The organism is Pseudoalteromonas shioyasakiensis (genome assembly GCF_022398475.1).
Classification (GTDB): Bacteria; Pseudomonadota; Gammaproteobacteria; order Enterobacterales; family Alteromonadaceae; genus Pseudoalteromonas.
Map to the genome: position 1 here is coordinate 43,833 of NZ_JAKEVM010000011.1, position 11,416 is coordinate 55,248.

Sequence of the window (11,416 nt, forward strand, 5' to 3'; positions counted from 1 at the left end):
ACAAAACGCCAGTTACAAAAAAAGGGCTATAAGCCCTTTTTTCAATAATTAGTAAGTTACCCTATTAAGGATTAACTTGGTCTTTAAGACCTTTACCCGCTTTAAAGCTTGGGATAGTTGCTGCTGCGATTTGGATTTCTGCACCAGTTTGTGGGTTACGGCCAGTACGCGCTGCGCGCTCTTTTACTGAGAAAGTACCGAAACCAACTAATGCTACTGAGTTACCTTCTTTAAGAGAGCTAGTAACTGCGCCAGTGAATGCATCTAGTGCACGAGTTGCTGCCGCTTTTGAGATTTCTGCATCAGTAGCAATTTTTTCAACTAATTGAGCTTTATTCATTGTTAGATTCCTATTCGTTATTATTTTGCCTTCGCAAAACCTATCTTTATGCATTTTTGAGAAGTTAGCAACAGCAAATTGCTATTTTTACGTAATTTATTCAAAAATGACTACTATTTAACTATCAATCACAAGGTTAGTGACATCAGTATTAATAAAGACTTAATTTAACTTCCATCACAAAATTTTATGATAGCTAAACCATCATTCAATTTTCTCGATAACCAAGGTAACTTCCCCGACCTCAAAGCCAAACTTATCAATAGCGGTACGGTTTATCAAGCGTGATTGTGTTACCAAGTACATCCAATCATCGAAATTTACCACTAAAGTACTACCATCATATGGAAGCTCGACAGAATATGTCCAATGGAACACGCTTCCATTGCTCTCACCCTTTGCTTCGCCAATCACATCTGATGCTGTCCCTGTGATACTGCCATCATCATTAATGGTGATGTACCAAACACGGGTTTGCGTTTCGCCATCATCATAAACAAATTGCTCGTCAATCACTCCCTGATTGCCATTCCAAGATGCTTGCATGTCTACAACCAGCTTACGTGTTAACTCGCCCTTGTGGTCTTGCACAACGCCGTAGGCTTTGAGCTCACCACTAAAAAACTGCTTAAAGTCAAACTTAGGCTCTGTACCTTGATAATAATCAACATCTGGCGCAGAGCAGCTGGTAATTAACAGTACCATAGCGAAAATAAAGAGTGCTTTGAGCTTAATCATGTTTCCCTCCAATAAGCTGTTTACGAAGTGATGGTTCAGACGTGTCGGCGCTTAACCAAATTGCTAAGAAGTTGTCAGCGAATCTTTTATCATCGATTTGCCCTAGCTCTTTGTCATTAAAGTAAAAAGTACCAATTCCTTGTTCGTTTGTTTGAAAAGACAACGAATCGTTTTTTTTGATATCAGGCCAAAGGGCTAATAATTGGTTATCGTAAGTACCTACCATGTCATTGAGCTTTAAATGTTGCCATTGCTCGTTGGTTGCTTTGACGATGTCTTTCGCATCGAAATCCCGCAAATAAGTAAGTGTAAGTTTGCTTGGGTGTTGGCCAAACTGATACGAGCCCGATGGAGTCTCTAATTTAGCGTTATAAACATCCCAAAACAGATACTCCATTTTCGCTTGGCCCACCGTTTTAAAGCCATTTGCATACACTCCCGCAGAGAACAATAACGCAGCAAATAAACTTAAATTAAGTGACTGTTTCATCAAATAATCCTTAAAGTTGTGTTATCAAACACTACGAAAAACCACCTAAAACTGATCATTTAGCCGCTAAAAATCGCTTATTAATAGCGATAATAGCCATAAACATACTTGCCCAACCTAAGCCATAAACAAGCCAAAACTGCCAAAGAACGAGCTCAGTATTAAGCACTTCAAAGCGCATTCCAGCGTAGTAACTAGCAGGAGCGAATAACGCGCAAACACCCCATGCAATATACCAAGGCAGCTTTTGTAAAAACTGCATCGAAGTATTAATGGTTAAAAGCAGTGCAGCCCAAAGTACAACAAGCCATAAAGGAAAAGGACTTACTTTAAAGGCAAGTAAATTAAAGCTGCTGGCGAGCCATTCATAGCCCAGAGCGAGAGGCAAGCCACATAAAAGTAGCCAACTATCTTGCTGGCGTTGCTTTGATAGGTAAATCATCAAAGCGATAACAGCTAAAGCGGGTATCAGAGAATTATGCTCAAGGAGTAAGGCCATAAACCATACCCCTTGAAACAAAGCAAAATTAATAATCGAGCGCGATATCATCGCCAGAATGGCCAAAACGAGGTTTACGGGCAACTAGATGAACTGTACTGATAGCACGGGTTCTAAACGCACCTTCACAGTAAGTTAAATAAAATAACCATAAACGATAGAATCGCTGGTCAAATTTGACTTTATCTATTTCAGGCCAGCTAGCGACAAAGCGCTCGCGCCAATCAGCCAGTGTTCTTGCATAGTGAACACCAATATCTTTTACACTATGCACAACCATGTCTGTTTGCTGCTTTATTTGCTTATTCATTTCGTCTAAGCAAGGCAAACAACCACCCGGGAAGATGTACTGCTGAATGAAATCGGAATTTTTAAGGTAGTGGCTGTAACGCTGATCAGCTATGGTGATTGCTTGAATAAGCATGGCACCACTGTCTTTTAGTAAAGACTGACATTTTGCAAAAAAGCCAGGCAAATACTCATGACCGACAGCTTCAATCATTTCGATTGATACAAGCTTATCGTACTTGCCCTCTAAGAGGCGGTAATCCTGCTTTAATAAAGTAATTTTATGCTCAAGGTTAAGCTCTCTAACCTTTTGTTCAACATAGGCATGTTGCTCATCAGAAATTGTGGTCGTCGTTACATGGCAATCAAAATGCGTTGCTGCATAAATCGCAAAGGCGCCCCACCCTGTGCCAATCTCAATCACCGAATCACCTGGTTGTAAATCAACCTGCTCACAAATCAATGCTAGTTTGTGCTCTTGGGCCTGTTCAAGGCTAGCTTGTTTTGAAGGGTAAACAGCACATGAATACAACATTTCGTCACTTAGAAATGCACTATATAAGTCGTTGCCTAAATCATAGTGCGCCGCAATGTTCTTTTTTGAACCGCTTGCTGAGTTTTTATTTTTAATGTGATTAACTCGGTGCACAATGCCACTCAAAAAGGCGAATTTTTTCTCGAATGCATCTAGCTGATCTTGATTAAGAGCAAATATTTCAATAAGTTTAGTGAGGTTGTCACAATCCCAATAGCCAAGAATATAAGCCTCTCCGGCCCCCACACTGCCAGATAACGCAAATGACTTATACATAGCAGCATCATTTACCGTGACCGTTGCATGTAAATCACTTGTAATGTCACCGAATTGCTCTTTTTGGTTACCCTCTTTTAGGGTAATGCAACCTACATTGATACTGTTGAATGCACCTATTACCAGTTTTTTATAAAGCTTTGTCATCCAGCCGGTCGTTTGGGCTTGTGTTAAATTTGATACTTTTTCCATCACATCACCTAGTTGAATTCTCTTGTTTGCCCGAGTGGCCAATAAATGGCACACGTTTGCAAAACAACTTCAAAGCATGAAGGTAAATACCTTTAAAAATACTTAACGTCATAGCCGGAAACTGTTTAAGCACGGCGCTAACCTGCTCTTTCGTGAGAGGCTGCTTTTGCAAACGCAGGGTTGCATCAAACAAAAGAGTGTCGTCTTTTTTATTTTCAATATGAATCATGGTGTTATCAGAATTCATTCTAATATGCCAATGATAGTTCATATCTAAGTTCATGAAAGGTGATACGGAGAAAACCTTTTTAAAGTTCACTTTTTTTTCAAGGGGTACGACATAATAATGACGCTCATTCCAAGGCGTATTGCTCACTTCAGCAAGCATGTGAGTGAAATCGCCATGACCAGTTTGAAAAAAGAAAAAATTAACCGGGCTAAAATAAATTCCCAAACAGCGCACCTGTCCGAGCATAAAAACACGGGTAAATTCATCGTCAATCCCAAGCTCTTTAATTTTATTAAGTGCACGCTGCTTGAGTGGCAACTGCATATCGGTTTGATAATTAAAATAATCGCTCTGATTAAATTTAAGTGCCTTAAAGCCACTTAAGCCAAGCCAAGGATGAACTCCATTAAGCTCGTCAGGCTTAGCTAAATCGACCCACATCATATAAAGTGGGTACTTAAAGTGATGCTCTTTGACGGCAAAGCGCCTGTGGCGAACATCACCTACATATATGGCGCTATTCAAACTCGACTCCGAGTTGCTTTGCCACATTTACAGCACTTCTTACACCGTCTTCGTGGAAGCCGTTGTACCAGTACGCACCGCAAAAATAGCTATTATTTTTACCGTCTATAAGAGGCTTTTGCTGCTGAGCGGCAATCGACTGTTTATTAAATACCGGATGATGATAGGTAAACTCGCGTAAAATTTTATCTTTTTTGATGCCATCAAGGTGGTTAAGCGTGACACAAAATTGCGTGTCGCTCTTAATGCCTTGCAAAATATTCATCTGATAAGTCACAACAGCAGCTTTGTCTGTGTTGTTATTTAACAGATAATTCCAGCTCGCCCATGCGGCTTTGCGTTTAGGTAGCAGTGTAGTATCAGTGTGTAGTACCACTGAATTAGCCGTATAAGGTATAGCTGCGAGAACGCTTTTTTCGTCTTCGCTAGGGTCTAATAACAGCTTTAAAGCTTGATCTGAGTGACAAGCAAACACAACTTTGTCGAATGTTTCACTATGACCATCATCGAAATGGACATGCACACTATCATCTTTTCTAGATACCGAGCTGATATTACTATTTAAACGAATTTTATCAGCAAAACCTTGGATCATAGGTTTAATGTATTCGCGAGAGCCACCCGGAATAACATACCACTGCGGGCGATTAGTGATATCCAACAAACCGTGGTTATAAAAAAACTTAACAAAAAACTCTACGCCAACTTGTGCCATTTCTTTAATGCTTGTAGACCAAATAGCAGCGCCCATCGGCAAGATATAATGAAAACGAAAGAACTCGTTAAAGTCATGCTCGTCTAAAAACTCGCCTAGAGTTTGATTTTCTTTATAATTTTTTTCAGCATGTAATGATTTACACACATCATTAAAGCGCACAATGTCTTTTAAAAGTTTCCAGAATTTAGGGCGAAAGATATTGCGCTTTTGTGCGAACAAACTCCAAAAAGTATGGCCGTTATATTCAAAGCCGGTTTGTTCGTTATGCACACTAAAGCTCATTTGCGTTTTCTGACGCTCAACACCCAAGCGCTTAAGTAGTTTTTCAAAATATGGGTAAGTTCGGTCGTTAAAGACAATAAAGCCTGTATCAACAGCGTACTCAACGCCATCAACTTTTACGTCTATGGTTGCAGTATGGCCACCTATGTAGTCGTTTTTCTCAAATACGGTTACATCGTAGTGCTTATGCAATAGGTGCGCACAGCTTAAACCCGCTATGCCAGATCCAATAACAGCCACTTTTTTCAACGTGATAATCCTTTTGCAAGCTTCAGCCAAAGTGGCGTAGGAAGCATTCTTAAAAATTTTAAAATGAAGGTAAAACGGTGCGGAAAGTGCACTTCTTTGCGCCTTTTCGCGACCCCTTTATAAATATAATTTGCCGCTTTTTCTGCACTCACCGCCATTGGCATTGGAAAGTCATTTTTGTCTGTAAGCGGCGTTTTAACAAAACCTGGGTGAACTAAAGTGACATCGATATCTTTTAAATCAACCGCCAAGCTATTGGCTAAATAACTTACACCGGCTTTAGACGCACCATATGCTTGGCTGCGTGGTAAGGGTAAATAAGTCACACTAGAGCTTACGATTACAAGCTGACCACCGGGCTTTATTTTTGGTAATAACGCCTCCAGGCAATAGCCCATACTGAGCAAGTTGGTCGTGATCACCCGCTCAAACAAACTGCTGTCAAAATTGCGAGCATCATCAATGTATTCACAATTGCCAGCATTGAGAATAACCCGGTCAAATTGTGTATAAGCCACTGTGCTCGAACGAATATCTTGAAGGTCGGTTGCGTCAAACTGGCAAGACTCTATATTTTGATGCTGGCTCAATTTAGCAAGCTTTTCTGTATTTCTACCGCATGCAATGACCTGTTCATTATTGTCTGCATAAAGCTTTGCTAATGACTCGCCAATACCTGAGGTAGCACCTGTAATTAATGTCGTCATTATGCACTCGCTCTTTTATCGATGTATTTCACAGCCGAGCCAAGCACTGGAATATGCCTATAAAGCATAGCGCCTACATCAAAATAATCGCGGTGATTAATTATTTTATTGCTAGCAAATTTTAAACGGCTATGACCCGCAACCGAGATTGCTTTGCCTTTGTTTAGCTTTGGATGGCGATAATACATGGTCCAATAGATAAAAGCGGTGTCGTCTTTGCTCTGAATATTTTCAGTAACATAGCTGTCTTCGATAGCGAATTCACAAGAAAGCACATTGGCGTAGAGGTTTTTGAAATAGTCACGCAGCTCCCCAAGACCATTTACTGCATGCAAAGGATCTGCAAACTGGATATCTGGGTGATAAATTTCATCCAGTAACTGTAAATTGTCTTTATTGAGTGATTGATAAACATCAATAAACCTATCAAGGATCGCCTTGTCCATGTCACACCTTAAATGCGTTTAGCGCTCGCTCTCGCGCGGCTTTATGATCAACAATTGCTGGCCAATAACTGCTCGACTTACCCTGTTTCGCTAAATAATCATGCGGAAAATGGATTTGTTTAGCAGGTATTTTTTCCAGCTCTGGTAAATATTTACGGATAAATTCACCATCTGGATCAAATCGCTCACTTTGGGTGATAGGATTAAAAATTCGAAAATACGGCTGAGCATCACACCCCGTACTTGCAGCCCATTGCCAGCCACCGTTGTTAGATGCAAGGTCGCCGTCTATGAGATGCTGCATAAAAAAGCGTTCGCCTTTACGCCAATCAATTAATAAGTGCTTAGTTAAAAAGCTCGCGACCACCATGCGTAAACGGTTATGCATCCAGCCAGTTTGCAGTAGCTGCCTCATTGCAGCATCGACTAACGGGTAGCCTGTTTTACCTTCGCACCATGCTTTAAAGTCGCTTTCATCATCACGCCACTTCACGGCGTTGTATTTCTCATTAAAGTTATCGTATTTATTTAGATTTGGATAGATAGCGATAAGATGACGGTAAAACTCACGCCAAATCAGTTCGTTAACCCAACAAAACAAGTTACTTTTACTACTTCGTAGTACATCCGGGTGGCGCTGCTGGATCAGTGCCAATAGTTGATGAACGCTAATAATGCCAAGTGCTAAGTAAGGGCTTAAACCTGAAGTGCCTTTAATGCTTGGGATATCACGCTGGTCTTGATATGTTGCTAGCTTCTCTTCAATAAAGCGCGCGCAAACGTGGCTGAGCGTTTCATCATCGACAGGCCACTTTTCTGAGTTGCCGTCTGAGGCTAATAACTCACTTGGCTGCCACTCAATGGGCTCGAACATCTCTGGCGGCTCAGCAAAATAAAAGTGGGTGTCTTGATAAACTTTTAGCCATGCATTTTTAAATGGCGTGAATACTTTAAACATTTCGCCGCTTTGATTCTTGATACTCCCTGGCGGCGCAATTACATCGCCGTCGTATGCGCAAAAAGCAATCCCTTTACTATCAGCGTACTGTAAAAAGGCATTATCTCGGTTTACTTCATTAAGCTCATATTCGTTGTTAGCGTATACATTTTTTACTTGGTGTTGCTCGCAAAATGACGCTAATTTTTCAACACAACCGGCGTAATCAGCTGCATCAATAATATGTAATTCAATACCTTTACTTGCTAAAAGCTTCCCCAAGAAGCTAAGCCTACGCTTTAATAAATCTAGCTGAATATCAGCCACATCATGCTTTTGCCATTGCTTTTCAGTAATAAAAAATACCGCATTTCTGCAACCATTTTCGATTGCCTGATACAAAGCGTCGTTATTAAAAAGGCGCAGATCGCGCCTAAACCAAAATAATGTATTCATTAAATTCCGTAGCGTAGTTTTAATTCGTTCGGATAGGGGTCAAGATACACTTGCTGAGCAAGATACTCGTTTGGGTGCACTTTTAAATGATGCTTAATTAACGTAAGAGGTACGTAAAGTGGCACTAACCCTTGGCGATATTCATCGATGGCATCACGTAGTTCTTGCTTTTCAATCTTAGAAAGCGATTTTTTAAAATAACCTTGCAAGTGCATTAATGTATTAGCGTTATTTTTACGTGAAGCTGGTTTTTTAAGGGCTGTCATTAACCCCAAAATATATTCATCAGCCAAAGTTTGGATATCTTCGCCATCAAAAGTACCAAGCAGATTTCCTAAGCTACGGTAAGCTTCGTAGTTATGAGCCATCAATAAGTACTTATATTGGGCATGAAACTGAGTCAATCTATGTACTGTGAGTGGTTGTTCGCTTAATGTTTGCCAGTGCTTATAGGTATAAACACGCATTACAAAGTTTTCGCGAAGGTGCATATCATTTAAACGACCGTTTTCTTCGCAAGGTAACAATGGGTTATGTGCCATTATTTGCTCTGCAAAAAAGCCGATACCTTCTGAGGTATTGCCCGTTCCCGCTTCGTTGTAGATTTTAATACGTTCCATTCCGCAACTAGGGCTTTTGGCACAAAATACAAAGCCGCTTAAATCTGCAGTTTGCTCTGTCGCAACACGTTTACCGTATTCTGTTAATTTAGGGCCAACATCGCCAGTGCCATCTGGGCGGCACACTTTAATAGTATCGCCAACACGCACTTGACGAATAGTTGGTCGAGGGATTGGCAGGCCTACCGCTACTTCAGGACAAAACTTTTTATATTCAACATGGTTAGCCAACTCATCCATGCAAAAATTAGATTTTTTGTGCCCGCTGTCAAAGCGAACTTTGTCGCCTGCTAAGCAGGCGCTTAAACCAATTTTAATTGTCGATTGCTGCATATAAACTCTACTAATAGATAAGATTACCAATTGGGTTCAGTAATTTACTAATACCTTTATTGAAGTGTAGGGCACTACTAACAACTGTAAAGCACAAGCACCCTTCAATCGTTTTTGGTGTGTGATTGTGACGACCATCTAACATCATAAAGTCACCCGGTACATAGTGTCCGTCTTCATCACTAAACTCCCCATCTAATAATAAAGTGAGCTCAAATCCAGTATGAGTGTGCTCAGGTATTTCACCACCCGCATCAATATGAAGCAGGCTTGCTCGTAATGGGCCATCTTCTAAATCAATACGAGAGCGGGCAAGTTTGCCTATTTGCATAAAATTGCTGTGGCCAATGCGTGTAAGTGCTCTAGGTAAAGTGTAGGTTTTATCTTTAACATCAACTGACACCTGTTCTTGCTCGTACACTTCATCAATTGATTCATCAGCGGTGATGGCATCAAAAAGTGTTTTATCGAACATATCATCCAAGTCGGTAGCTGATTCAGTAAAAACATTATCAGCATTTTTCGCTTCAAGCGCAGCGAGTTCGTTTTGACACACAGGGCACATTTCAACATGAATAGCGACTGCAACACTCAAAGTGGCAGGTAGATTACCTTCACTGAACTTGGCAAGCAATTCGTTGCTAGGATGGTGCTTAATCATGGTGATCTCCCATTTCATTGCGTAACTTCTGCAAGGCTAAGCGAAGACGAGATTTCACTGTGCCTACGGGAATATTTAAATGTTCAGCAAGCTGCTCTTGCGACATATCTTGAAAGTACACCCCGCGCACAACTTCACGTTGCGCAAGCGGTAGTTTATCAAGGTACTGTTTGATCTGTTTATCTTCTAAGTGGTCACTGAATTCGTGCTGGCCCGGCTCGGCTTCATCTATCAATGGCCAGATATCTTCACTAATGCACTCTTCTTTGCTGCTCTTCATTTTTCTTAGCATATCGAAAGAGGCATTACGCATTACTGTGTATACCCAAGTTGTCGCTGCACCTTTTTCTTTGTGGTAAAGGTGTGCTTTACGCCAAACTGAGGTTAGTGTTTCTTGAACTAATTCCATCGCTTGTGCTTCAGAACCGAACTGCTTTATTCCAAAACGTTTAATTTTTGGTGAGAAATATTGGAAAAGTATTGCAAACGCACGTTTATCACGGTGCTCAGCAACAGCAAATAAAGCATCAGCAAGCTCTTTGCTTGGAGTATCTGGCATGGCAGAGTATTGACCTGTGTTAGGTTTACAACCTGTTTGAAGTTGTTGACTTACCATCTTTATGTCATCCAATTATTGTCGTTTAAAGTAATACGGCAAATAGTTGATGTTAGATCACATTAATCAGTAAATTCGTTGTTGATTAGAGTATGGAGGAAACTTAGCAAGTTTTCAAAGTTAGATTTATAAGCAAGTTGTTGTTTTTTAACTAACGATATTGGCAAAATTTCAAGCCAACGGGCAACAACCCAAGCAAGGTTATCGAATTGTGGGACTTTATATAGGCCTGCTAAATCCGGCTGATTTGCAAATACAGCACGAAGTGTGTCACTCAATAAAGTGTTTTCGTCATTAATTGGCGTGCTTACGTACCATGAAGGTGACGTAATTATTTCGATGTCAGCATGTCGAAGTTGCTGCTTATCCTGAAAAGCGTTATGCATAGACACTGCATGCTCAGCATAAACATCAATTAATAATTGACCATTATCATCTTGATTGAAGTCGGTTATTTGCACTAAACAACCAATTTCGGGCAAGTTAAGATCTGTATCGTGTTGGTAAGTGCACAGCACAAAACCAGTGTTATCTTGTACAGCTTCTTTGACCATCGTTAAGTAACGCTGCTCAAAAATTCTTAGCTTGGTGAACCCTTCAGGTAAAATAAAAACCGGTAAAGGAAAAATCGCACGCTTCATAAAGTCTACTATTCTAAAACCACATGCCTTTAATTACGTGCGCTTTTAATCCGCCGATCAATATTTCATGAAATCTTAATATCTACTTTGTACCTTAGAAGTTGAACCATTGTGCAACGTTACGAAATAATTCGATAGATGCATATGCACTGAGTAAACTCAAAACCGGTGCAACCATAAGTAAAAATAAGCTGATTTCACTACTCATTGTCTTGTTTCCTTACTGCTTGTTTGTTGCTTTAGGAGCTTGAGCAACTTTTAACTCTTCTTCTTTCGAAGCAATTGCATCTTCACTCATGTAAGTATCTAGTAACTTTTGAGCATCAAACTCAATGCTGTTCATTACGCTTTCCTTCAGCTCGTTACTCGCTTGTTGAACATAGCTTTTAACAGATTGTGTAATTGTGTTGCTGATATCTAATTCAAAGTCAGTAGCACTTGCTTGAGTTGACCCTAATACAAGTAACGCAGCAGTAGTTAATTTAAGTGAGTTATTCATAGTGGTATTCCTTGTCTCTTTAAGTAATTAGTCGTAATTACTTAATCAAAGGTTGTGCCACCCTGAAAATAAATTTTAAACCATTGATTTTTAATAGATTAAAAATTAATTTATTTTTTAAGCTCATTCAGTATTGGTT

Annotated in this window: 15 protein-coding genes; all 15 read right to left on the minus strand. The window is 40.1% G+C overall.

Annotation, left to right across the window (positions count from 1 at the left end):
- Positions 1-64: 64 nt before the first annotated feature.
- The 15 genes from L1D51_RS04050 to L1D51_RS04120 all read right to left on the minus strand — a co-directional run bounded on the left by L1D51_RS04050 (position 65) and on the right by L1D51_RS04120 (position 11,277).
- Complete coding sequence (locus L1D51_RS04050) at positions 65-340, minus strand: HU family DNA-binding protein (protein WP_004586404.1); 276 nt, start codon at positions 338-340, stop codon at positions 65-67.
- Positions 341-544: 204 nt separating this feature from the next.
- Positions 545-1,078 (minus strand): DUF3833 domain-containing protein, encoded by a 534-nt coding sequence (locus L1D51_RS04055; RefSeq protein ID WP_054562353.1) that lies wholly within the window; start codon positions 1,076-1,078, stop codon positions 545-547.
- Complete coding sequence (locus L1D51_RS04060; RefSeq protein ID WP_239962763.1) at positions 1,071-1,568, minus strand: chalcone isomerase family protein; 498 nt, start codon at positions 1,566-1,568, stop codon at positions 1,071-1,073. The genes L1D51_RS04055 and L1D51_RS04060 overlap by 8 nt, the downstream gene beginning before the upstream one ends.
- A 55-nt stretch (positions 1,569-1,623) precedes the next feature.
- Complete coding sequence (locus L1D51_RS04065) at positions 1,624-2,118, minus strand: DUF2878 family protein (RefSeq protein ID WP_239962765.1); 495 nt, start codon at positions 2,116-2,118, stop codon at positions 1,624-1,626.
- Positions 2,096-3,358: a class I SAM-dependent methyltransferase gene (locus L1D51_RS04070; protein WP_239962767.1), complete on the minus strand. Its 1,263-nt coding sequence runs from the start codon at positions 3,356-3,358 to the stop codon at positions 2,096-2,098. Before L1D51_RS04070 ends, L1D51_RS04065 begins: the two co-directional genes overlap by 23 nt.
- A 4-nt stretch (positions 3,359-3,362) precedes the next feature.
- Positions 3,363-4,112, minus strand: a complete 750-nt coding sequence (locus tag L1D51_RS04075; RefSeq protein ID WP_239962769.1) for a DUF1365 domain-containing protein — start codon at positions 4,110-4,112, stop codon at positions 3,363-3,365.
- Entirely contained in the window at positions 4,105-5,361 is a 1,257-nt protein-coding gene (locus L1D51_RS04080) for an NAD(P)/FAD-dependent oxidoreductase (RefSeq protein ID WP_054562358.1), read from the minus strand. The genes L1D51_RS04075 and L1D51_RS04080 overlap by 8 nt, the downstream gene beginning before the upstream one ends.
- Complete coding sequence (locus L1D51_RS04085; RefSeq protein WP_054562359.1) at positions 5,358-6,068, minus strand: SDR family NAD(P)-dependent oxidoreductase; 711 nt, start codon at positions 6,066-6,068, stop codon at positions 5,358-5,360. Before L1D51_RS04085 ends, L1D51_RS04080 begins: the two co-directional genes overlap by 4 nt.
- Complete coding sequence (locus L1D51_RS04090) at positions 6,068-6,514, minus strand: nuclear transport factor 2 family protein (RefSeq protein WP_054562360.1); 447 nt, start codon at positions 6,512-6,514, stop codon at positions 6,068-6,070. The genes L1D51_RS04085 and L1D51_RS04090 overlap by 1 nt, the downstream gene beginning before the upstream one ends.
- A gap of 1 nt (position 6,515) precedes the next feature.
- On the minus strand, positions 6,516-7,907 hold the full coding sequence (gene phrB, locus L1D51_RS04095) for a deoxyribodipyrimidine photo-lyase (protein ID WP_054562361.1): 1,392 nt from the start codon (positions 7,905-7,907) through the stop codon (positions 6,516-6,518).
- Positions 7,907-8,860: a YbgA family protein gene (locus L1D51_RS04100; protein WP_239962771.1), complete on the minus strand. Its 954-nt coding sequence runs from the start codon at positions 8,858-8,860 to the stop codon at positions 7,907-7,909. Before L1D51_RS04100 ends, phrB begins: the two co-directional genes overlap by 1 nt.
- 10 nt (positions 8,861-8,870) lie before the next feature.
- The gene (locus L1D51_RS04105) at positions 8,871-9,521 is read right to left on the minus strand and encodes a ChrR family anti-sigma-E factor (RefSeq protein ID WP_054562363.1); all 651 of its coding nucleotides are present in this window, start codon (positions 9,519-9,521) and stop codon (positions 8,871-8,873) included.
- Entirely contained in the window at positions 9,514-10,137 is a 624-nt protein-coding gene (locus tag L1D51_RS04110; protein WP_054562364.1) for a sigma-70 family RNA polymerase sigma factor, read from the minus strand. Before L1D51_RS04110 ends, L1D51_RS04105 begins: the two co-directional genes overlap by 8 nt.
- 62 nt (positions 10,138-10,199) lie before the next feature.
- The gene (locus L1D51_RS04115) at positions 10,200-10,778 is read right to left on the minus strand and encodes an LON peptidase substrate-binding domain-containing protein (RefSeq protein WP_239962781.1); all 579 of its coding nucleotides are present in this window, start codon (positions 10,776-10,778) and stop codon (positions 10,200-10,202) included.
- A 220-nt stretch (positions 10,779-10,998) separates the two neighbouring features.
- Positions 10,999-11,277, minus strand: a complete 279-nt coding sequence (locus L1D51_RS04120; RefSeq protein ID WP_054562366.1) for a hypothetical protein — start codon at positions 11,275-11,277, stop codon at positions 10,999-11,001.
- Positions 11,278-11,416: the final 139 nt, after the last annotated feature.